Origin of the sequence: Methylibium sp. T29, assembly GCF_000576205.1 — a bacterium.
Classification (GTDB): Bacteria; Pseudomonadota; Gammaproteobacteria; order Burkholderiales; family Burkholderiaceae_C; genus Methylibium; species Methylibium petroleiphilum.
In genome coordinates, this window is the sequence record NZ_AZND01000054.1 from 1 (window position 1) to 19,649 (window position 19,649).

The following is a 19,649-nucleotide window of genomic DNA, read 5'->3' on the forward strand; positions in this document are numbered from 1 at the left end:
GCCACGGGGGGCCGGGTGCCGCTGCGGCAGCGGCAGCGGACGCGGCGGGCTCGGACGCGGCCGGTGTCACCACCTGCTGCAGCGCCTTCAAGGGCTGCTGCATCGCGGCGCAGCCGCTCAGCGCCGCGCCCAGCAGCACGAGACCGGCCACGCCGGCGAAGGAAGATGCGCGGTGCGCGTCAGCGGATCGCATCGATCACTCCCTCGCTGCGCTCGACCTTGCCGTAGCGCACCGGTTGCAGCTCGCGCAGCGCCGCGAAGCTGCGCTGGACCCAGGGGTCGTACAGCCCGGCGGCGGCGCGGCGCGCGTTCACCTCGTGCAGCTCGACCGACTTCTCCTCGAACGGGAAGGCCTGCTCCTCCAGCAGCACGTTGTACTGCTCGAGTTCGGCCTTCGACAGCTTCTTCGGCCGTTGCGAGCCCATCAGCGCCTTGCCGAAATCCTGGTAGAGCGCGGCGGTGTGGAAGGTCGCCGCCGTCGTGACGTCGGCCACACCGTAGTTGGCAGCCACGCCATAGGCCTTCAGCACCTCTTCCATCCGGGTTTTCTTCAACTTGAGCTGCTTGGCCAGCGGCTCGACCAGCGCCACCTTGCGGTAGGCGTCCAGGCTCGGCTCGGCCAGCGCCAGCGCCGCGGTGGCGCCGAGGTAGCGGGTGCGGTCGGTGCGCGCCGTGCCACCGCGCTGGTCGGCCTGCAGGTTCTCCTGCATCAGTGCGAGCTCGCGCGTCGCGTTGCCCTCCGCCTTGGCGATGCGGGCGAGCCTGTAGCGCGCCTCCATCGCCGGCTCCAGCGGCTCGGGGTGCTGCTTCAGATAGGTCTCGTAGGCCTTCGCGGCCGCGGCGCGCGAACCGCCCTTCTCGGCCGCCTTCTCGTGCAGCTCGGCTGCCTGCCACTGCGCGGCGCGCGCGGTGGCTGGCGACTTGGCCGCGGCCGCCAGTCGCTCGTACTCGCCGGCGGCCTGGGCCCAGCGGCCCTGCTCCACGTAGACGACCGCCAGCTTGCCGCCGACCTCCGGCTGCAGCGGGTGGGTCGGGAAGCGCTGGCGGAAGTCCTCGAGCGCGCGGGCTGCGCCGTCCCAGTCCTTCAGGCCGATCAGCGCGGCCGCGGCGTCGTACTGCGCGGTCGCCCGCACGGTCGACTGCGGCGCGACCGTGGCCACCCGCGCGAAATGGTCGACCGCCTCGCGCGACTGACCCGCAGCGCGGGCCTGCTCGCCCTGCTTGTAGATCGACGCGGCCTGGCGCTCGACCAGCTCACCACGGCCAGGCGCCTTCTCCGGCGTCAGCGCGATCACCTCGCCATAGCCGCGCTCGGCACGGTCGAAGGCGCCCTGCTCGAAGGCGGTGTGCGCGAGCACGGTCCACGCGACCCGGCGCTGCTCGGCGGCGGCCGGCGGCTTCAGATCCAGCACCTGCTGCGCCACACCGGCGGCCGGCTCGGCGTCACCCAGCGCATAGAGCTTCTCGGCGGCATTGCTCAGCACCGGGCCGACGCGCGGATCGCCGTCGAAGGCCTTCGCGAACTGCAGCGCGCTGGCGACCGCCGCACGCTGCAGCGCCGGCCGTTCGGCCGCCGGAGCCTTCTTCTCGAGCTGCGCATGGCCGAGCAGGGCCGCATAGCCGGCGTCGGCGCTCTTTGCGTGGGGCGGGTACTGGTAGGCCGTCTTTTCGTACTCGGTCACGGCCTCGGCGTGGCGCGCGTCCTCGTACAGCAGCTCGGCCAGCAGGAAGTTGTTGGCCGCTGCATCGGGGTCGGTCGGGAACGACTCCAGCCAGCTGCGGTACCAGCGCACCGCCTCCTGGTAATCGGCCGTGCTCCTGCTCTTCTGCGCGCTGGCGTGATAGTGGCGCGCCAGCTCGGCCAGGTGGGTCTTGACCAGCGGCTGCGCGCGTTCCCAGCCTGCGGGTTGGCACGCCGGAACTCGCTGCTCGCGCCGTAGCGGGCCACGTATTCCTTCTTCGCCTCCAGCGCCAGGTTGGCGAAGCCGGCCTGCTGGTAGATCTCGATCACGCGCGCCTGCAGCACCGGCGCCTGCGCGTGCAGCGGCTGGCGCCGCGCGAAGGCGCCGAAGGTGTCGGCCGCGTCCTTGGTGCGCTCCTGCTTGATATAGAGCTCGCCGAGCTGCTGGTAGATGCGGAACTCGTAGCCGCGCCGCACGTCGCTGGTGATGTAGGCCGGGATGGATTCGGCGCCCTGCAGGTTCTGCAGGCACAGGCTGGCGACGCGGAACGTGTCCTCGACGAGCTCACGGTCGGCGCGGCTCAGGTCGGCCAGGCTGTCCAGGTCGTCGTCGCCTTCGAGATCACCCAGCGTCAGGTCGAGCACACCGAAGAACGGGCTCAGGGCCTCCTCGAGCCGCCCCTGCTTGAAACGCGACCAACCCTGCATGTACAGCGCGCGTCCCTGGTAGGGGCCCTCCTCGTCGCCGGCGAGCACGGTCCCGTAGGCCTGCTCGGCCTTCGCGTAGTCCCGCACCGTGAACAGCAGCTCGCCATGGCGGAAATGGGCCTCGTCGCGGTAGGCGGTCTGCGGGTAGTCCTGCACCAGCCGGTCGAGGGTCTTGAGCGCCACTTCCAGTTCACCGCCCTGCTCCTGGGCGCGCGCGAGCTGGTAGAGCACGCGGTCGTTGCCCGGGTCCTTGGGATAGGCCTTCAGATAGCCTGGTAGCTGGCGATGGCGGCGCGGTAATCGGGCCCGCTGCTCGCGGTGGCCTCGACGCTGCGCTTGTCGGCGCTCTCCATCTCCAGGTCGCCGAGGCGTCGCATCGCTTCGGCGCGCTGCGGTGCACCGGGCGCCACCTCGAGGAACTTGCGGTAGGCCGCGATCGCCTGCTCCTCGCTGCCCGCGATGCCGGCGTCCTGCTGCACACGGATCTCGCGGCCGGCCAGGCTGCGCAGCGTCGGTTCGTCGTCGGGCGTGCCGCTGCGCTTGCCGGCGCAGGCACCCAGCCCGCCGGCGATCAGCAGCGGCAGCAGCAAGCGACGGCTACTGCGCGGACGCACGGTCGGTCTCCTTGGCCAGGGTGGCACGGTCATGCAGCTGAGCGACTGCGAAGCGGGCCTGGGTGAGGTAGGCCGTCAGGCGCTCCTGCTGGCGCGTCAGCGCCGCCACCGCGATGTCCTGCACCACCTGCTGCTGTTCGCGGCTCAGCGCGGCGACGCGCGGGATCAGCGCCTGGATGCGGCGGTCGAGCTCGGCGATGCGCCCGTCGAAACTCCCGAACCGCACCGGCTCGTCGCGCTGCGCCTGGGCGAGTGCGGTGTCGCGGCGGCGCGCCTCGGCCAGCTCGCTGTCGATGGTCTGCAGCGCCTTCTTCGCCTCCCACACGCGCGCCGGGTAGTCCTGCGCCAGCTGCCAGCTCAGCGCCCCGGCGGCGAGCCGGACCCGGTCGGGCGCCGTCGCGAACTGCGGTCGCCGGCCTGCGCCTTCAGCGCAGCACGCACGTCGTCGATGCGGGTCAGCAACTCGCGCTGCCGCGCATCGGCGAAGGCCACACCGTCGGCCTGCGATTCGGCGCGCGCCAGGTCGCCGGCCAGCGCGTCGCGACGCTGCTGAACCGCGTCGAGCCCGCTCTCGTTCGCCTTGGCGCCCGCCTGGACCTGCGTCAACCGCTGCGCGAACGCCTGGCGCCGGTTGGCGAGCATGTCGCCGAACACGCCGAGGTTGTCGGCCCAGTGCTGCAGGTTGTTGGACAGGAAACGCAGGTCGCGGTAGTTCTTGAAGGCCTCCTGGAATTCGTGTTCCGCCAGCACCTGCGCCAGATGCCCGGCGTGCGGCAGCTCGGGCAGCTCCCGCAGCGTCCAGAACCAGCCCATCTCGTCGCCGGGGTTGCGGTCGATCAGGCCCTCGACCAGCTTGCCGGCGCGGATCGCCGCGATGGATTCGTTCAGGTGCGCCGCCTCGCGGTCGTAGGCGGCGATCGCCTCGTTGTAGCGCGCCAGCGCCTGACCCAGAGCCCCCAGCTCGGCATACGCATAGGGCAAGGCAATGCGGCCCTCGAGCACCGCCGCGTCGCTGCCGTCGCGCTGCGCCAGTTCGGTCCACGGCACCAGGGCCTTGGCCGGCTGCTTGAGCGCCGCGGCCGCCCAGCCGAAGCCGAGCAGAGCCTTGTTGGCGTGCAGGCTCTCCAGCCGCACGCGCTCCAGGTAGCCGCGCGCCGCCTCGGCCCGCTCGTCCTGCAGCGCAGCGAAGCCGAGCGCCACGTTGGCCTTGTCGCGCAGCGTCCGGAACTCCTCGTCCGGCTGCGGCGCACGGCCGATCTCGTCGAGCAGCGCGCTGCCGCCTGCGGTATCGCCGCTGCGCACCAGCGCCACGCCGAGATTGAAGCGCGCGTACTGGCCGGCGCCGGGGCGCTTGGCCATGCCGTTCAGCACGGCGGCGGCGCCGGCGTGGTCGCCACGCGCCATCAGCAGGTTGGCCTTGAGCAGGCCGCGGTCGTCTTCCAGCGCCGGTGGCAGATAGTTCTCGACCCGGTCGATGGCCTGCTCGGCCTCGGCGAGGAAGCCGCGCTGGTAGCGGATCTTGGCCAGGTAGTACCAGGCACGATCGCGCACCGTCGGCGACGCACCCTTCTCGATCAGCTGCGCGAAGATCTCACCGGCCTCGCGGTGCAGGCCGTAGGACAGCAGCAGCCCGCCGCGCAGCACTTCGGCCTCGTCGGCGTGCGCGGGCACGCGGTCGAAGTGCTGCGAGGTCATCAGCGTGGTGATCGACGTGAAGTAGTGGTCCTGGAAGAAGTGGAACAGCGTGTCGCCGTAGTGCGGATCCTTGATCACCCGCTGCGGCTGGGGCTCGGCCGCCAGCGCGCCGCCGGCCGGCAACAGCGCCGCGAATGCGGCCGTGGCAAGGAGCCGCTTCGTTGCGCGCGACAGGAAGGACCTCGAACCCATGCGCCTCACTGCCAGACTTTGACGTCGAACTCCGGCTGCAGCTTGCCGGTGGAGTCGTTGATGCGCAGCTCGATGTACTTCGGGTCGGTGCCCTTCTCGAACTTCACGGTCGCGCCGCGCTTGTAGTCGCGCTCGTGCGGCCCCTTGCCGGTGAAGAAGGCCACCAGCTCGTGCTCGCCGGTGCGCAGGTTGCCGAGGTAGACGCGCTGCACGCCGCCGCGGTGCAGGGCCTGCACTTCCAGCGGCGTGTAGAGGTAGTTCGCCACCACCTTGTCGTCGAGCTTGATCTGCACCGAGTCGAGCTCGAACAGCTTGCCCACGTCCATCGACACGAACAGCGCCACCTGCGTGCTGGCCGGGAACAGCAGTTCCTCCTCCAGCACCAGCAGGTCACGGTTGAGGCGGATCACGTCGCCCTTGACGTCCTGGATGCGGCTGTCCAGGCCGCCGGCGGGCACGCTGGCCGGCGGCGTTGCGGCCGCATCGGCGGCCAGCGCCGGCGCGAGGACCACACCGATCAGGCACCCGGCCACGAGCTCTACAGCATCGACTGAACATACGCCGGACTCTTTCAGAAGGTGGCCGATACATAGACCTGCAGCACGCTGGCGGTGAAGCTGTAGCGGCTGCCGGTGCGGATGTCGGTGAAATCGCGGAAGTTGTAGCGAACGAACTCCAGCGCACCGCCCGCCTTCAGCTCGTACTGCCCCGGCACCTGCTTGAAGGTGTAGGACAGCTTGCTGCCCAGCCCGATGTTGTTGAAGCTGCTCAGCTGGCGGTTGCGCGAGATGTAGGTTGTCTCGACAGTGGCGTTGTCGCTGTAGAACAGCGCACGGTCCTGGGTGTGCACGCGCACGAAGGCATCGCCGAGCCAGAGCTCGCCGAAGTAGCGGCTGTAGCCAACCTCCGCGGTGTGCGCCTTGATGGCCCAGGTGTCCCAGAAGTAGCGGTACTCGGCGCGCAGCGCGTCGCGCGAACCCAGGTCGCCGACCACGCGGAACTTGACGGCTCGCGCCGATCGCGTGCGCGGGTTGCGCTCGGGCACGGCGGCGCCGAACACGCGCGCCACGCGGTAGGGACTGCCCAGGAATCCGTCGTCCGACAGCACTTCGAGGTTCGCGCTCATCAGCCAGCGCGGTGTCAGGATCTGCGTCGCGCCCAGGCGGTACTGCCAGTGCCGGGCGTAGTCCGAGAACTCGGGCGAGTCCTTCTTGCCGACCTTGTCGGAGCCGCGCGTGAAGCCCAGGTTCACGGTGGTCATGCCGCCGAACACCTCCTGGCTCACGTCGAAGCTCATGGTGTCGGCCGTGTAGTCGGGCTCCTTGCTGTGGGTGAAGCCCAGCGTGAGCTTGGAGTCGCGGACCACGTAGTCGGCACCGAAGCCGTACTCGGTGCGACGCTCGCGGTAGGGGCTGGCGGTGGTGACGACGTCGATCGACGCGTTGCTCACCGCATCCACGTAATAGGAGGCCGACAGCGACACCTTGTCGGCCAGGCTCTTGCGCACCAGCAGCGCCGGGCCGGAGGCGGTCACGCCGCCGCCCTGTAGACGTGGGCCAGCGCCTCGGCCTGGTCGCCCGGCAGGTCGACGCCGCGGGCCGCACCGGCGGCCAGCACGCTGCCCAGCAGGCCGGCGACACGCGCCCAGTGGCGTCGGCGCAGGCGGCGAAGGCTAGTTGCAGCCACAACCACCTCCCTGTACCCCGGTGGCACCGCGCGCGCCCTCGCGTACGCTGCGCACATGCTCGCGATGCTTGTCCACCAGCGGGTCCTGCGCGAACTGCATGATGGGATCGGCGAGTCGCTCGCGCTCGTAGGGCTTGACCCAGGGCTGGATGGCGCAGCCCGTCAGCAGCGACAGGCCCAGCAGCGCAGCCGCCGCGGAAGTGAGGATGCGTGGCGGCTTCATTGCTTGAGCAGCTCCCGGACCTGCTTGTCGTAGGTGTCCTCGTAGCCGGTCTTGTAGCCAAGATGGACGTACTTCACGCGCCCGTCGCGATCGATCAGGATCGTCGACGGCATGGTGCTCAGGTCGTACTGGCGGCTCACCTTCTTGTCGGTGTCCAGCAGCACCGGGAAGCTCACGCCCAGCTTGGCGGCCACGTCGGCCGCCTTGCGCACGTCGTCGTCGACGTTCACGCCGATCAGCACGAAGCCCGACGCGCGGTATTTCTCGTACAGCCGGTTGAGGTGTGGCATTTCCTGTCGGCACGGACCGCACCAGGTGGCCCAGAAGTTCACCATCACCACCCGGCCGCGCTGCTCCTGCAGCCGCAGGTTCGGCCCGTCCATGCTGCGCAGCGTGAAGTCGGGCGCCGTCGTGGACGGTGCGATGGCCGGGACGCAGAGGCCGGCGTAGGCGCCCAGCGCCGCACCGGCGCACAGGCGCAGCGCCTGTCGACGCGGGGCTTGCAGGATCAGGGTCATGGGCGTCCTTCCTTCAGAAGAAGAAGCTGAGGCCGGCCGTCAGCTCGAGGTTCTGCGTGCTCTGGCGCTTGCCCAGCACGTCGATCGAGAAGATGTGGTCGCGCATGTCGACCTGCATGGCCGCCCAGTCCGCCAGCATCAGGCGCATGCCCAGTCCGACATTGAAGGTCTGGCGCCGCTGGTCGTTGAACTTGGTGCTGCCGATGCCGCCGATCACGTAGACGGCGGTGGCCTTGGCCCGCTTGCGGCCGAGGAAGACCTCGCCGGGCAGCACGTTGTAGCCGACCGAGAGGTTGTAGTACGCCAGCTTCTCGTCCTCGTCGGCGAACACGCCGCCGGGCAGCACCTGGCGGAAGGCCTCGTCGCTGACCTTGGTCTGCGCATAGACGCCCTGGACGAAGAAGTCCTCGGTGATGTGGTACCCAAGGCGCACGCCGCCGACGACGCTGGAGCCGAAGTTCTCGGTCGCGTAGGTGCCGGTGAACAGGCCGATCTCGAAGTCGTTCGACGGGAAGCGCGGCAGCTGGACGTCGCGGCGGTCGACCTCCGGCACGATGACCTGCTCGTTGCCGGGTTGCTGGCTCTGGGCGGCGGCTGTGGTGGGCGCCGTGGCCAGCGCGGCGGTCAGGGCAGCGGCCGCGAGGGCCGTCGTCAGCAGAGGCTGGGCGTGGGGTCTTCCGGTCATGGTGTTCTCGTTAGAAGAAGAAGGACAGGCCGGCGGTGACCGCGCGGTACTCGGTACTGCGGGTGTCGGCGACGAAGGCGGTGTAGATCGTGTAGTCGACCCGCAGCACCAGACGCTCGGAGACGTGATAGCGCGCGCCGATGCCGGCGTTCGCGAGCTTCGCGTCGGTGACCGATGCCGCCACCAGGCTCTGGTTCGGGAAGTTGCGGAACTTGCCCAGGCCGATGCCGAAGAACGGCGACAGCCGCTGGTCCGACCAGGGCTCGGCCAGCACGTTGACGTGCCAGAAGTCGGTGCCGGAGTAGAGCCCCTGCACCTGGCCGATCGTGCCCTCGACGCTCAGCGTGTCCGACAGCTTGTAGCTGGTCCAGAACTTGAGCATCGGCTCCGACTTGAACTGCCCCCAGGCTGCGCCGAGCTGGACGCGACGGCCCAGGTAATCGTCGAGCGCGATGTCGCGGAAGGTCTTGGCGCCACCGGCCTCGGTCAGCGTGGTCTCGAGCTGCTTGCGGTGCACCCAGCCTTCCTTGCCGCCGGCGGTGCGCACCTTGTACCAATCGGTGTGCCGCAGCGTGATGGCGATCCACTCCTGGCGCGCCGCGACGAAGTGCACCGGGTAGCCACGGCCGGGCCCGGTGTGCAGCTCGATGTAGGGGTCGGCGATCTGCACGCGCTCCTCGTCGTCGGCCGCAGTGGCAGCGTCTTCCGCGGCACGCACGGGGAGGCCGGCCGCCGCAGCGGCGAGCAGCGTGAAGGCGAGGCCGTGGCGCGCGAGCGCGAGGGCCCGACGAGCGGAGAAGAGGCAGGTTCGGTTCATTGGGTGTTGCAGACGCCGGTGGCCGGATCGGCCGGCGTGAACATGCTGTTGCCGGCGACGCTGAACTCGTCCTGGCCCTGCGGCGAGGGGTGGCCGATCCAGTACTGCAGCAGCTTGACGTTCGGGTCCTGGTCGTTCTCGAAGATCAGGCCGCCACCGTGCAGCACGCCCAGCACCTGGGGCTTCGTGACGAGCCGGCTGGTGGTGGGCGAACCGGGAATCACCTCGCCCTGCGCCGAGTAGAAGTTCTTGTACATGTCGCTGTCGCGCACCACTTCGGGCGTGTTGGCCGGATCGGCCAGGTCGACCTCGGCGGCCGTCGGCACCACGCGGAAGGCGCCGCCGGTGCCGTTGGTGTTGTCGTGGCAGCCCGATCCGGCGCAGCTGTTGGTCGAGATCACGCCGTTGATGTTGATCTGCAGCTGCGCCTGGAAGATCGGGTTGATGCACTTCTGGAAGTAGATGAACGACAGCTTCTGGCCGGTGACGCCGCCGCTGTTGTCCACGTCCGACGGATTGCCGAGCGGATTGCCGCCGCCGCCGCAGCTCACCAGCAGCAGCGCCGTCAGCGGCAGCAGAGTCTTCAGGGTCATGGCGTGCATCCGCTGGTGATCCAGTTGGCGATCGCCGTGTAGCCCGCGCTGCCGACCGGCAGCACGGCGGCGCTCTGGCCGGCGGCCCCGGCCGGGTGCGGCACCGTGGACGGACGGCTCAGCAGGTAGTTCGCCGCCGCGTTGCAGGTGTCGGAGATCATCGTCAGCGTGACGTTGTAGTCACCGCCCGGGTCGCCGGTGAGGATGAAGCGGTTGCGCGCATAGGAAGGCGTCGTCTGCGACGCGCCGGCATTGCCGCCCGGCTGGTGGCAGCCCGCCGAGCAGCTGGCACGCAGCACCGGCTGCACCTGGGCCTCGAACGAGGCCTGGGTCAGCGCCGCGGCGACGTTGACGACGCTCGGGCTGCTGGTCAGGTCGTTGAAGTACTGGCCGCCCAGGTCCATCCACTCGGTCACCAGACGGCGTTCCGCCGCATTGAGGATGGTCGCGTGGTTCGGTGCGGTGCCGGGCGGGTTGGGATGCGCGGTGCGCGCCGCGGCGCCGGCCATCAGCTCCTCGCCGAACAGGATCTCGGTGAGCCGGCTCATGCGCGCCAGACCGCCGGCATTGCCGCTCATGGTCTCCACCACTGCGGCGCCGCGCACGATCACCGGCACGCCGTCCTCGATGCGCGTCACCGGCAGGCCGGTGCCGGCGTCGATCACCGGATCGCCGATCAGCAGTTCGTCGTAGGACAGCAGTCGGCCCGTACCGCTGGTCGTGCCCTGCAGCGAGAGCTTGGCCGGGTCGTTGTGGCAGCCCGTGCAGGTGTTGCCTCCACGGTTGCGCGTCCACAGAGGCTGGATGTGCTCGGCGTAGTTGATGATGCCGTTGACCGGCACCGCAGTCGCCAGGTCGTCGGCGGGATTGGTGTTGCCGGTGTAGCGCACCGTGATCGGCGCGCGCGCCACGCCGCCGCGGCTGGTGTCGGCCCACACGTCGGTGTAGACCATGTCGGCGCCGAGGCTCAGCGCCGTCGGATCCAGCCGCGTGCGCAGCGAGGCCATGGTCTCGCCGGACTGGTGCGCGCCCGACATCGACGGCAGCAGCGCCGTCGCCAGCGTGTTGACGATCGAGCCCGAGTTGAGCGCAGCACCGCGCCGCGGACTGTGGCAACCGTCGCACGTGCGGCGTTCGCCGGGCCGCACCTGGATCCAGTTCAGGTGGGTCTGGATGCCACGGCCCTTGGCGTCGACGATCGCCAGCGCCAGCGGGGTGTCGGCCGGCACCTGCAGCTTGAAGGAACCGTCGGGCTCCACCGGCGCGTAGCCGAGGATCTGCTGCGGCTCGAAGTCGGTCTCGCCGATCGCCTCGCGCATGCCCATCATGTTGGCCTGCGGCGCCACCGCCCGCACCGCGCGAACGAAGCGCGCCGGCGCACAGTTGTAGGCCGGGTCGGCCGGGTCCTTGATGCGCAGCAGGTCGGCGACCAGGTTGCGGGTGTCCAGCGGATCGGTCGGTGCGGTCTTCTCGATCGCGGTGGTGCAGCCGCTCGGCAGGTCGGCGGCGGCGAGCATCGAGGTGCCCATGCGGTCGAGGCCGTCGGTGTCGTAGACGCTGCGCACCTCGATCAGCGCCAGATTCTGCGCCGCGAGCGTGGGGTCCACGTTGGTCGGGTCGGCGGCGTTCGGCTCGGGGCGCTGCTGCAGCGCGACCGGGTCGGTGTACATGAAGCCCGACGGCGGAGCGGCAACGTTCAGCCAGGTCTGCTTGGACGGGTCGTACATGTAGATCGCGTACGACGGCGGCACGTTGTCCTGCACCGGGTCGGCAGCGACCTCGGCCTCGGTGCGCTCCTCGTCGTTGAGCCGCGCAATCTCGGCGCTGCTGAGTGTCGCGCACGACACCACGTCGCCGTCGCGCGTGACCTCGCAGGGCCGGTAGCCCACCAGCACGCGGTCGGTACCGTCCCACAGCGGGAACGGCGAGGTGACGCGGCCGTAGCGCGACAGGCCTCGCCCGTCGTTGAGCGATTGCGCGGTGATCTGCGCCTGCCCGCCCAGTGCCTGTACGTTGCGGTTGGCGGGCGTGTTGTATTCGGAGTAGTTCGCGGCGTCGACCAGCATCAGCGAGCCGCCCTCGTGGGTGCCCGACAGCGACATCAGCGAAGAGGTCAGGAAGCCGCTGTAGGCGCCGGCCGGATCCATGTCGCGCGGGTGCAGGAAGCTGTTGCCCGGGCTGTGCGCGCCGTACAGCACGAACATGTCGGTGCCGTCGGGCTTGGTGCGGAAGATTGCGAAGCGGTTGCGGTCGCCCACATGCTCCCAGCGCGAGAACAGGATGTCGCCGTTCGGGCGCACCACCGGGTTGCGGTCGTGGCTCTGGTTGAACGAGATCTGCTGGATGTTCACGCCGTTGGCGGTCATCGTGTGCAGGTTGAAGACGCGCTCGCGCTCGTACTCGTCGAGTGCGTAGTAGGTCTGGCCGAGCGCCTGCGTCGTCTTCGACTTGGTCTGGCGGTTCGACGAGAACACGAAGCCGCGGTCGGCCGGCAGGTAGGCCGGGTCCACGTCATCGTCCTGCGTCGAACTGGTCAGGCGCCGGAAGCTGCCGCCGGTGTAGCCGCCGGTGGTCATGTCGTATTCCCAGATGTTCCAGCGGCCGGTGCAGGCGGGCCCGCCATCGATCTGCGCAGTGTTCGTGGTCGGGCAGCGCATCGCGAACACGATCTTCTTGCCGTCGTACGAGACCTCGGGGTCGGACGCGTCGCCCTGCCCCTGCGTGAACTGGGTGGTGATGTTGTGCTCGGGCGCGCTCGGCGAGGACTTCTCGCGGATCATCAGGTCGCCGCCCGGCGCGGTCGGCGCGCCGTTGGTCGGGTTCATGCGGATCGTGTTGGCGCGCTTCACGTAGGCGATTGGCACGTCGCCCTGGACGGTGACCGTGTCCGAGCCGCCACCGCCGCTGCCGCACGCCGTGAGCCCGAGGCCCAGCAGCGCGGCGCTGCAGGCCAGCAGCAGTGCCTGTTGTCTTCCCAGCTGGTTCTTCATCCTGGTCCCCTGATCGGTGAATTCAACGAGCGAGAGTCACTTGCGGTTCTTGTGTCACTGCCGCGGCTGCGCGCCGGCGGCGAGCAGTCCGGACGAGTAGTGCAGCGCCCCCGCCGCGTCGACCACCACGCGTCGACACCGGCGTGCGATTCGACGAAGCGCAGGCCGCGCTCGACGCCCATCACGAACAGGCACTTCGAGAGCGCTTCGCTGGTCAGCCCGTCCGGCGCGATGATGGTCACGCTGCGCACGCTGTCCGGGGACTTGCCGGTCCTCGGATCGAGGATGTGATGGCAGCGCGCGCCGTCGGGCGTGTCGAAGTAGCGCTCGTAGTCCCCGGAGGTGGAGACCGCCGCGTCCTCGAGCGGAAGCAGCGCGACGATCTCGCCAGGCCGCCGCGGATCGCGCACACCGATGGTCCAGGGCCGGCCGCGGCGGTCGCCGATGACGCGGCTGTCGCCGCCGGCGCTGATGAAGGCATGGCGGATGCCGCGGCGCGCAAGGATCGCGGCGGCGTTGTCCACCGCATGCCCCTTCGCGAAGCCGCCCAGGTCGATGCGCAGGCCGTCGCGGGCGAAGCGCACGCTGCGCGCGGCGGCGTCGAGCTCCAGGTACTGGTGGCCGACGGCCGCACAGGCCTGTGCCAGCGCGGCATCGGTCGGCCGGATGCGCTCGCGGTAGTCGTACAGCCGGCCGGCGCCGGCGAAGGTGATGTCGAAGGCACCTTCGGAGCGGCGCGAGAACTCCAGCGAGCGCGCCAGCAGCACGAACATCTCCTCGCTGAGCGGTACCGGCCGAACCGCCGCCTCTCGGTTGATGCGCGACAGCTCGGAGTCCGGCTTGTGCGGGCTCATGCCGCGGTCGATGCGGTGCATCTCGCCGATCACCAGATCCATCGCGGCGTTGCCGGCGGACGGGTCTTCGCTCCACAGCTCGACGCTGATCGAGGTGCCCATGATGGCCTCCTCGCGCCGCATCCAACCGCCCTGCACCCAGGCCGCGGCCGGCATGCGTACCGCGCCCGCCGCACGGCGGCCGACACTCGACAGGCTGGACATGGACATCACGATCTCCCCTGAGCTGCTCGTCCGCCGATCGGGCGACGGACCCTTCTTGTTCGTTCGTTCTTTCGTGCGCCGGACGCTGCCGGAAGCCGGCGGGTTCGGAGCGGACGAATACTCGCGCTTGAACCAGCGAAAAACGCGTCAATAGTTGGCAGTGCACGCAGCGCTTACACGCTGTCGCAGATGATTTGCTGCCGTATTTGTGCTTGTCTGCATGAAGACGATTCAGATGTGAGCAAGCGCAACCGGAGTCGCCCTCCGGTCTCCGCCGTGGGCCGTTCGTACGCCCAGCGGCCGGCCACGACCGCAGTACAGTCGGCACGCCTTGCGCACCGCCCTTGCAACCTGAAACGTCCCGTGTTGTCGCCACACGTCCCGCTGTCCCGTGCCGCTGCACCACACCTGTCGGCCACCGGCCTGGCCTGCCGGCGCGGCAACCGCCTGCTGTTCAAGGGCTTGGCGTTCGAGGTCGCCGGCGGCGAGATCGTCTGGCTGCGCGGTCGCAACGGTCGCGGCAAGACCAGCCTGCTGCGCCTCGCCGCCGGCCTGGCCCGACCCGAGGACGGTGAGATCCTGCGTGACGGCGTGGCGGCCAGCACATCTGCCGTGGACCGGCGCTTCGTTTTCATCGGCCACGCCAATGCGCTGAAGGACGACCTGAGTGCGACCGAGTCGCTGCAGTTCCTGCTGCGCCTGCACGGGCGCCCTTGCAGCGCCGCCGCTGTGCAGTCCGCGCTCGACCGCATGGGCCTGCAGGGCCGCCGCACGGCCGCGGTACGCACCTTGTCGCAAGGGCAGCGGCGGCGCGTCGCGCTGGCTCGGCTGGCAGTCGAGGACGAGCCCTCGCTGTGGATCCTCGACGAGCCTTACGACGCGCTCGATGCCGACGGCATCGAGCGGCTGAACGATCTGCTGCTGGCGCATGCGGCGCGCGGCGGCAGCGTGCTGCTGACCAGCCACCTCGCGCTCGACACGGTGCGGCTGCGGCCGCGCGAGATCGACCTGGACCGGTGCGCCTGAGATGCGCGACCTGTTCCTCGCCGTCTACCTGCGCGACCTGCGTCTCGCGCTGCGCCGACGCGTCGAGACGCTGATACCGGTGGCCTTCTTCGTCGTCACCGCCAGCCTGTTCCCTCTCGGCGTCGGGCCCGAGCCGCAGGTGCTGCGCCAGCTGGCACCCGGCCTGGCCTGGGTGTGCGCGCTGCTCGCCGCGATGCTGTCGGTGTCGCAGCTGTTCGCGAGCGACTTCGCCGACGGCTCGCTGGAACAGATGCTGCTGACCGGCCGCAGCGCGGTGGTGATCGCCGCGGCCAAGTCGGCTGCCCACTGGACGCTGAGCGGCCTGCCGCTGATCGCCGCCGCGCCGCTGCTGGGTCTGCTGTTCGACATGCACCGCGACGCGCTCGGCGCGCTGCTCGTGTCGCTGCTGCTCGGCACTCCGGTGCTGAGCCTGCTCGGCGCGGTGGGCGCGGCGCTGACGCTCGGCTTGCGCAGCGCCGGCGTGCTGTTGCTGCTGCTGGTGCTGCCGCTCACCATCCCGGCGCTGATCTTCGGCACCGGCGCCGTCGCCGCGGTCGACGCCGGCCTGTCGCCTGGAGGACACTTCTCCATCCTCGGGGCGCTGCTGATCCTGACGGCGTTGACGGCGCCGGTCGCCACCGCAGCCGCGCTGCGCATCTCACTGGAGTAAAACGGCGTGACCGAACGCTTTCGCTGGTTCACCTTCGCCGCGCCCGCGCGCTTTCACGCGCTGGCCGGCCGGCTCATCCCCTGGCTGTGGGCGGCGGCCGCGCCGCTGGCGGCGGCCGGGCTCTACATGGGCTTCTTCGTCGCGCCCACCGACGCGCAGCAGGGCGAGTCCTACCGCATCATCTTCATCCACGTGCCGGCCGCGTGGATGTCGATGGTGATCTACCTCGCGATGGCCTTCTGGGCCGCCGTCGGCTGGATGTTCAATGCCCGCATGGCCTTCATGCTGGCGCACGCGCTGGCGCCGACCGGCGCGCTGTTCACCTTCCTCGCGCTGTGGACCGGCGCCCTCTGGGGCAAACCCGCATGGGGCACCTGGTGGGTATGGGACGCCCGGCTGACTTCGGAACTGATCCTGCTGTTTCTGTATCTAGGCTACATCGCGCTGGTTGCGGCGATCGACGACGTGCGACGCGGCGACCGTGCCGGAGCATTGCTGGCGATCGTGGGCGCGGTGAATATCCCCATCATCTATTTTTCGGTCCGGTGGTGGAATACCCTCCACCAGGGCGCCACGATCACCATGACCGCGGCACCCAAGATGGCCACCACCATGCTGACGGCAATGCTGTTGATGACGTTCGCGTTCTGGGCCTACACCTTCGCGGTCGTGTTCATGCGCGCCCGCGCCTTGGTGCTGGAACGCGAGTCGCATGCCGACTGGGTGCGCGACCTGGCGACACGGTCCCGAACACGCGAGGAGCAGTCCTGATGAATTGGCCCAGCGCCTCGGCGTTCTTCGACATGGGCGGCTATGGCCTCTACGTGTGGGGCTCGTATGCCGTCACGGCCCTGCTGATGGCGGCCGAACCCTGGCGGGTCGCGCGCCGCCAGCGCCTGGCGCTCGCGCGTGCCGCCGGCGAGACGGTCGACACGGAGCTGCAGCCATGAAGCCGCGCCAGAAGCGCCTGGCGCTGATCGTCGGCATCGTCGCGGCCGTGGGCGTGGCCGCGGCGCTGGTGCTCAATGCCTTCCAGAGCAACCTCGTGTTCTTCTATTCGCCGGCCCAGGTGGCGGCGAAGGAGGCGCCGGTGGGCCGCACCTTCCGCCTCGGCGGCCTGGTCGACGGCGGCAGCGTGCAGCGCGACGGCCTGGTGGTGCGCTTCGTCGTGACCGACACCGTCAAGAGCATTCCGGTGCGCTACCAGGGCATCCTTCCCGACCTGTTCAAGGAGGGCAAGGGCGTCGTCGCGCAAGGCCAGCTCGGCGACGACGGCGTGTTCGTTGCCCGCGAGGTGCTCGCCAAGCACGACGAGAACTACATGCCGCCCGAAGCCGCCGAGGCGCTCCAGCGTGCCGGCGCCAGCAACCAGAAGCTCGGCGAGACCGTCGTCAAGGAAACCCGACCATGATTCCCGAGCTCGGGCAGATCGCGCTGCTGCTGGCGCTGGCCACCGCCCTGGTCCAGGGCACCCTGCCGCTGCTGGGCGCCGCTCGCGGCCGCGCCGACTGGATGGCGCTCGCGCGACCGGCGGCGCAGACGCAGTTCCTGCTGGTTGCCCTGGCCTTCGGCTGCCTGGTGGCGTCCTTCGTGCGACACGACTTCTCGGTGCTGAACGTGGCCACCAACTCGAACAGCGCGCTACCGCTGTTCTACCGCATCGCCGCCTCCTGGGGCAGCCACGAGGGCTCGCTGCTGCTGTGGGTGCTGATGCTCAGCAGCTGGACGCTCGCGGTGGCGCTGCGCAGCCGCCACCTGCCGGTGCCGGTGGTGTCGCGCATCCTCGCGGTGATGGGCCTGATCAGCGTGGGCTTCCTGCTGTTCATGCTGATCACCTCCAACCCCTTCGACCGCCTGTTCCCGGTCCCACCGGACGGCAACGACCTGAACCCGCTGCTGCAAGACCCCGGCATGATCGTGCACCCGCCGATGCTCTACATGGGCTACGTGGGCTTCTCGGTGGCCTTCGCCTTCGCCGTCGCGGCGCTGCTCGGCGGCACGCTCGACGCCACCTGGGCGCGCTGGACGCGGCCCTGGACCACCGCCGCCTGGGCCTTCCTGACGCTGGGCATCATGCTCGGCAGCACCTGGGCCTACTACGTGCTGGGCTGGGGCGGCTGGTGGTTCTGGGACCCGGTGGAGAACGCCTCGTTCCTGCCCTGGCTGGCCGGCACGGCGCTGATCCATTCGCTGGCGGTCACCGAGAAGCGCGGCGCCTTCAAGTCCTGGACGGTGCTGCTGGCGATCGTCGCCTTCTCGCTGTCGCTGCTCGGCACCTTCCTCGTGCGCTCGGGCGTGCTGTCGTCGGTCCACGCCTTCGCCACGGACCCGCAGCGCGGCCTGTTCATCCTGCTGTTCCTGGTCATCGTGATCGGCGGCTCGCTCACCCTGTACGCGTGGCGCGCGCCCAAGGTGGGGCTCGGCGCCCGCTTCGGCGTGGTGTCGCGCGAGTCGATGCTGCTCGCCAACAACGTGCTGTTCGTCGTCGCCACGCTGTCGGTGCTGCTCGGCACGCTCTACCCGCTGCTGCTCGACGCCATGGGCCTGGGCAAGATCTCCGTCGGGCCGCCCTACTTCGACGCCGTGTTCGTGCCGCTCATGGTGCCAGCGGTGTTCCTGCTCGGCGTGGGGCCGCTGGCGCGCTGGAAGCAGGCCGAACTGCCCGACCTGGCTCGCCGGCTGCGCTGGGCTGCCGCCATCGCGGTGGTCGCGGCGCTGCTCACGGGCTGGCTGGCCGGCCGCATCGCGCTGGGCGCGACGCTCGGCCTGCTGATGAGCTACTGGATCGTCGCCGCCCTCGGGGTCGACCTGTGGGAGCGGCTGCGCCCGGCCGGCAGCCTGCCGATGAGCCTGGCGGCCCGCGCGCGGCAGCTGCCGCGCGCGATGCTCGGCATGATGCTGGCCCACCTGGGCGTGGCGGTGTTCGCCTTCGGCGTGAGCATGGTCACCACCTACCAGCTCGAGCGTGACGTGAAGATGGCGATCGGCGACACCACCGAGGCCGGCGGCTTCGTGTTCGCGCTGCGCGGCCTGAAGGAGATCCAGGGCCCGAACTACGACGGCCTGCAGGGCCAGATCGAAGTCACGCGCGACGGCAAGGCGGTGACGCTGCTGAAGCCCGAGAAGCGCATCTACCGCGTGCAGCGCAACCCGATGACCGAGGCCGACATCGACCGCGGCATCACGCGCGACCTTTACGTGTCGCTGGGCGAGCCCACCGCCGACGGCAGCTGGATCGTGCGGGTCTACTTCAAGCCCTTCGTCAACTGGATCTGGGGCGGCTGCGTCCTGATGGCGCTGGGCGGTGCCCTCGCGGCGAGCGATCGGCGCTACCGCGCCCGGCAGCGCCAGGAGCACGGGCAGCAGGCCGGCCCGGCCGGAGCGGTGGCGTGATGCTGAGGAGCCTGCGCTACATCCTTCCGCTCGGCCTGTTCGCCGTCCTCGTCGTCTTCCTGTGGCGCGGGCTCGGGCTGTCGCCGACCGAGGTGCCCTCGCCGCTGATCGGCAAGCCCGCACCGGCCTTCACGCTCGCGCGACTGGACGACGCGAACCAGACGCTGCGCCGCGACGACCTGCTGGGCAAGGTGTGGATCCTCAACGTGTGGGCCTCGTGGTGCGTGGCCTGTCGCGAGGAACACCCGACGCTGATGGAGTTCGCCCGCAGCAAGTCGGTGCCGGTGATCGGCCTGAACTACAAGGACACCCGGCCGGCCGGCCTGGAGTGGCTGCGCCGCTTCGGCGACCCCTACGATGCCTCGGCCTTCGACGCGGACGGCCGCGTCGGCATCGACTTCGGCGTCTACGGCGTGCCCGAGACCTTCGTGATCGACCAGCAGGGGCTGGTGCGCCTCAAGCACATCGGCCCGTTGACGCCGGCCGTCATCGAAACCCGCATCCGGCCGCTGCTGAAGGCCCTGAATGGCTAGCGGGCGCCGCTTCGTTGCCGCGGCCCTGCTGGCGGGCCTGCTGGCCGGCCCTGCCGTGGCGAAGGACGCCCCGCCGCTGGCCGAGGACCCGGTGCTCGAGGCGCGCGTGATGCGCATCGCCGCCGAGCTGCGCTGCCTGGTCTGCCAGAACCAGACCATCGCCGACTCGCACGCCGACCTCGCCGTCGACCTGCGCCGGCAGGTCCGCAACATGCTGAGCGAAGGCCGCAGCCAGGCCGAGATCCTGCAGTACATGACCGACCGCTACGGCGACTTCGTGCTCTACCGCCCGCCGGTCCGGACCAGCACCTGGCTGCTGTGGTTCGGCCCCTTCGTGCTGCTGGTGGGCGGCCTGGTCACCCTGCTGCTGGTGCTGCGCCGGCGCGCGCGGCTGAGCGACGATCACTTCGAACCCGACGAGGACGACGCCGGCGGCGCCGGACCGCGCGCCCCATGACCCCGATGCTGTTGTTCTTCCTGCTGCTGGCGGCCGCACTGTGCCTTGCCGCGATCGCCGCCCTGACGCGCCCTCTTTGGCGCACCGCGCCGACCTCCCTGCCAGCCGAT

At 70.1% G+C, this 19,649-nt stretch carries 24 protein-coding genes; 8 read left to right on the top strand and 16 right to left on the bottom strand.

Annotated elements, in window-relative coordinates; translation table 11 throughout:
* From x551_RS09125 to x551_RS09185, 16 genes are all read right to left on the bottom strand, one after another.
* Nucleotides 1-193 (bottom strand): hypothetical protein (locus tag x551_RS09125; RefSeq protein WP_036248235.1); only part of this gene is annotated, 193 nt, incomplete at its 3' end.
* Entirely contained in the window at nt 180-1,793 is a 1,614-nt protein-coding gene (locus tag x551_RS27080) for a tetratricopeptide repeat protein (RefSeq protein WP_051495729.1), read from the bottom strand. The genes x551_RS09125 and x551_RS27080, both read right to left, overlap by 14 nt.
* Nucleotides 1,679-2,620 carry a tetratricopeptide repeat protein gene (locus x551_RS27085; protein ID WP_253950331.1) on the bottom strand — a complete coding sequence of 314 codons (942 nt, stop codon included), beginning with the start codon at nt 2,618-2,620 and terminating at the stop codon, nt 1,679-1,681. Before x551_RS27085 ends, x551_RS27080 begins: the two co-directional genes overlap by 115 nt.
* Nucleotides 2,621-2,652: 32 nt before the next feature.
* The gene (locus x551_RS27090) at nt 2,653-3,003 is read right to left on the bottom strand and encodes a hypothetical protein (protein WP_253950332.1); all 351 of its coding nucleotides are present in this window, start codon (nt 3,001-3,003) and stop codon (nt 2,653-2,655) included.
* Complete coding sequence (locus x551_RS25145; RefSeq protein ID WP_036248239.1) at nt 2,987-3,328, bottom strand: hypothetical protein; 342 nt, start codon at nt 3,326-3,328, stop codon at nt 2,987-2,989. The genes x551_RS27090 and x551_RS25145 overlap by 17 nt, the downstream gene beginning before the upstream one ends.
* A gap of 32 nt (nt 3,329-3,360) precedes the next feature.
* Nucleotides 3,361-4,890, bottom strand: a complete 1,530-nt coding sequence (locus x551_RS09140; RefSeq protein WP_036248241.1) for a tetratricopeptide repeat protein — start codon at nt 4,888-4,890, stop codon at nt 3,361-3,363.
* A gap of 5 nt (nt 4,891-4,895) precedes the next feature.
* Nucleotides 4,896-5,423, bottom strand: a complete 528-nt coding sequence (locus tag x551_RS09145) for a hypothetical protein (protein WP_036232518.1) — start codon at nt 5,421-5,423, stop codon at nt 4,896-4,898.
* Nucleotides 5,424-5,461: 38 nt separating this feature from the next.
* The gene (locus x551_RS09150) at nt 5,462-6,424 is read right to left on the bottom strand and encodes a DUF3570 domain-containing protein (protein WP_051511919.1); all 963 of its coding nucleotides are present in this window, start codon (nt 6,422-6,424) and stop codon (nt 5,462-5,464) included.
* Nucleotides 6,421-6,576 carry a hypothetical protein gene (locus x551_RS27095; protein WP_253950333.1) on the bottom strand — a complete coding sequence of 52 codons (156 nt, stop codon included), beginning with the start codon at nt 6,574-6,576 and terminating at the stop codon, nt 6,421-6,423. The genes x551_RS09150 and x551_RS27095 overlap by 4 nt, the downstream gene beginning before the upstream one ends.
* On the bottom strand, nt 6,563-6,799 hold the full coding sequence (locus x551_RS27100) for a DUF4266 domain-containing protein (RefSeq protein ID WP_049820775.1): 237 nt from the start codon (nt 6,797-6,799) through the stop codon (nt 6,563-6,565). Before x551_RS27100 ends, x551_RS27095 begins: the two co-directional genes overlap by 14 nt.
* Entirely contained in the window at nt 6,796-7,317 is a 522-nt protein-coding gene (locus x551_RS09160; RefSeq protein ID WP_036232515.1) for a TlpA disulfide reductase family protein, read from the bottom strand. The genes x551_RS27100 and x551_RS09160 overlap by 4 nt, the downstream gene beginning before the upstream one ends.
* 13 nt (nt 7,318-7,330) lie before the next feature.
* Nucleotides 7,331-8,002 carry an outer membrane beta-barrel domain-containing protein gene (locus tag x551_RS09165; RefSeq protein ID WP_011828819.1) on the bottom strand — a complete coding sequence of 224 codons (672 nt, stop codon included), beginning with the start codon at nt 8,000-8,002 and terminating at the stop codon, nt 7,331-7,333.
* A 10-nt stretch (nt 8,003-8,012) separates the two neighbouring features.
* Nucleotides 8,013-8,819 (bottom strand): SH3 domain-containing protein, encoded by an 807-nt coding sequence (locus tag x551_RS09170; RefSeq protein WP_011828818.1) that lies wholly within the window; start codon nt 8,817-8,819, stop codon nt 8,013-8,015.
* Nucleotides 8,816-9,412: a hypothetical protein gene (locus tag x551_RS09175; RefSeq protein WP_148210905.1), complete on the bottom strand. Its 597-nt coding sequence runs from the start codon at nt 9,410-9,412 to the stop codon at nt 8,816-8,818. Before x551_RS09175 ends, x551_RS09170 begins: the two co-directional genes overlap by 4 nt.
* The gene (locus x551_RS09180; protein ID WP_036248244.1) at nt 9,409-12,402 is read right to left on the bottom strand and encodes a hypothetical protein; all 2,994 of its coding nucleotides are present in this window, start codon (nt 12,400-12,402) and stop codon (nt 9,409-9,411) included. Before x551_RS09180 ends, x551_RS09175 begins: the two co-directional genes overlap by 4 nt.
* Nucleotides 12,399-13,466 (bottom strand): FAD:protein FMN transferase, encoded by a 1,068-nt coding sequence (locus x551_RS09185; RefSeq protein ID WP_051495727.1) that lies wholly within the window; start codon nt 13,464-13,466, stop codon nt 12,399-12,401. The genes x551_RS09180 and x551_RS09185 overlap by 4 nt, the downstream gene beginning before the upstream one ends.
* A gap of 357 nt (nt 13,467-13,823) precedes the next feature.
* Between x551_RS09185 and ccmA the strand changes: the two genes are divergently transcribed.
* From ccmA to x551_RS09225, 8 genes are read left to right on the top strand one after another with little or no spacing between them, the layout of a single operon-like run.
* Nucleotides 13,824-14,486, top strand: coding sequence for a cytochrome c biogenesis heme-transporting ATPase CcmA (ccmA, locus tag x551_RS09190; RefSeq protein ID WP_051495726.1), 663 nt, complete (start codon nt 13,824-13,826; stop codon nt 14,484-14,486).
* 1 nt (nt 14,487) lies between these two features.
* Complete coding sequence (gene ccmB / locus x551_RS09195) at nt 14,488-15,156, top strand: heme exporter protein CcmB (RefSeq protein ID WP_036232510.1); 669 nt, start codon at nt 14,488-14,490, stop codon at nt 15,154-15,156.
* 6 nt (nt 15,157-15,162) lie between these two features.
* Nucleotides 15,163-15,927 carry a heme ABC transporter permease CcmC gene (gene ccmC, locus x551_RS09200; protein WP_011828812.1) on the top strand — a complete coding sequence of 255 codons (765 nt, stop codon included), beginning with the start codon at nt 15,163-15,165 and terminating at the stop codon, nt 15,925-15,927.
* Nucleotides 15,927-16,106, top strand: coding sequence for a heme exporter protein CcmD (gene ccmD, locus x551_RS09205; RefSeq protein WP_036232507.1), 180 nt, complete (start codon nt 15,927-15,929; stop codon nt 16,104-16,106). The genes ccmC and ccmD overlap by 1 nt, the downstream gene beginning before the upstream one ends.
* The gene (gene ccmE, locus x551_RS09210; RefSeq protein WP_036232504.1) at nt 16,103-16,567 is read left to right on the top strand and encodes a cytochrome c maturation protein CcmE; all 465 of its coding nucleotides are present in this window, start codon (nt 16,103-16,105) and stop codon (nt 16,565-16,567) included. Before ccmD ends, ccmE begins: the two co-directional genes overlap by 4 nt.
* A complete protein-coding gene (locus tag x551_RS09215; protein ID WP_036232501.1) occupies nt 16,564-18,549 on the top strand; it encodes a heme lyase CcmF/NrfE family subunit in 1,986 nt (661 codons plus the stop codon). Before ccmE ends, x551_RS09215 begins: the two co-directional genes overlap by 4 nt.
* Nucleotides 18,549-19,082, top strand: coding sequence for a DsbE family thiol:disulfide interchange protein (locus x551_RS09220; RefSeq protein ID WP_011828809.1), 534 nt, complete (start codon nt 18,549-18,551; stop codon nt 19,080-19,082). The genes x551_RS09215 and x551_RS09220 overlap by 1 nt, the downstream gene beginning before the upstream one ends.
* Nucleotides 19,075-19,539 (top strand): cytochrome c-type biogenesis protein, encoded by a 465-nt coding sequence (locus x551_RS09225; protein ID WP_036232495.1) that lies wholly within the window; start codon nt 19,075-19,077, stop codon nt 19,537-19,539. The genes x551_RS09220 and x551_RS09225 overlap by 8 nt, the downstream gene beginning before the upstream one ends.
* Nucleotides 19,540-19,649 lie beyond the last annotated feature (110 nt).

Bases quoted from the DNA above. Each gene is read 5' to 3' on its own strand.
- x551_RS09140 (WP_036248241.1), bottom strand. From the start codon at position 4,890: ATGGGTTCGAGGTCCTTCCTGTCGCGCGCAACGAAGCGGCTCCTTGCC.
- x551_RS27100 (WP_049820775.1), bottom strand. From the start codon at position 6,799: ATGAAGCCGCCACGCATCCTCACTTCCGCGGCGGCTGCGCTGCTGGGC.
- x551_RS09160 (WP_036232515.1), bottom strand. From the start codon at position 7,317: ATGACCCTGATCCTGCAAGCCCCGCGTCGACAGGCGCTGCGCCTGTGC.
- x551_RS09165 (WP_011828819.1), bottom strand. From the start codon at position 8,002: ATGACCGGAAGACCCCACGCCCAGCCTCTGCTGACGACGGCCCTCGCG.
- x551_RS09170 (WP_011828818.1), bottom strand. From the start codon at position 8,819: ATGAACCGAACCTGCCTCTTCTCCGCTCGTCGGGCCCTCGCGCTCGCG.
- x551_RS09175 (WP_148210905.1), bottom strand. From the start codon at position 9,412: ATGACCCTGAAGACTCTGCTGCCGCTGACGGCGCTGCTGCTGGTGAGC.
- x551_RS09180 (WP_036248244.1), bottom strand. From the start codon at position 12,402: ATGAAGAACCAGCTGGGAAGACAACAGGCACTGCTGCTGGCCTGCAGC.
- x551_RS09185 (WP_051495727.1), bottom strand. From the start codon at position 13,466: ATGTCCATGTCCAGCCTGTCGAGTGTCGGCCGCCGTGCGGCGGGCGCG.
- ccmB (WP_036232510.1), top strand. From the start codon at position 14,488: ATGCGCGACCTGTTCCTCGCCGTCTACCTGCGCGACCTGCGTCTCGCG.
- ccmD (WP_036232507.1), top strand. From the start codon at position 15,927: ATGAATTGGCCCAGCGCCTCGGCGTTCTTCGACATGGGCGGCTATGGC.
- ccmE (WP_036232504.1), top strand. From the start codon at position 16,103: ATGAAGCCGCGCCAGAAGCGCCTGGCGCTGATCGTCGGCATCGTCGCG.
- x551_RS09215 (WP_036232501.1), top strand. From the start codon at position 16,564: ATGATTCCCGAGCTCGGGCAGATCGCGCTGCTGCTGGCGCTGGCCACC.
- x551_RS09220 (WP_011828809.1), top strand. From the start codon at position 18,549: ATGCTGAGGAGCCTGCGCTACATCCTTCCGCTCGGCCTGTTCGCCGTC.
- x551_RS09225 (WP_036232495.1), top strand. From the start codon at position 19,075: ATGGCTAGCGGGCGCCGCTTCGTTGCCGCGGCCCTGCTGGCGGGCCTG.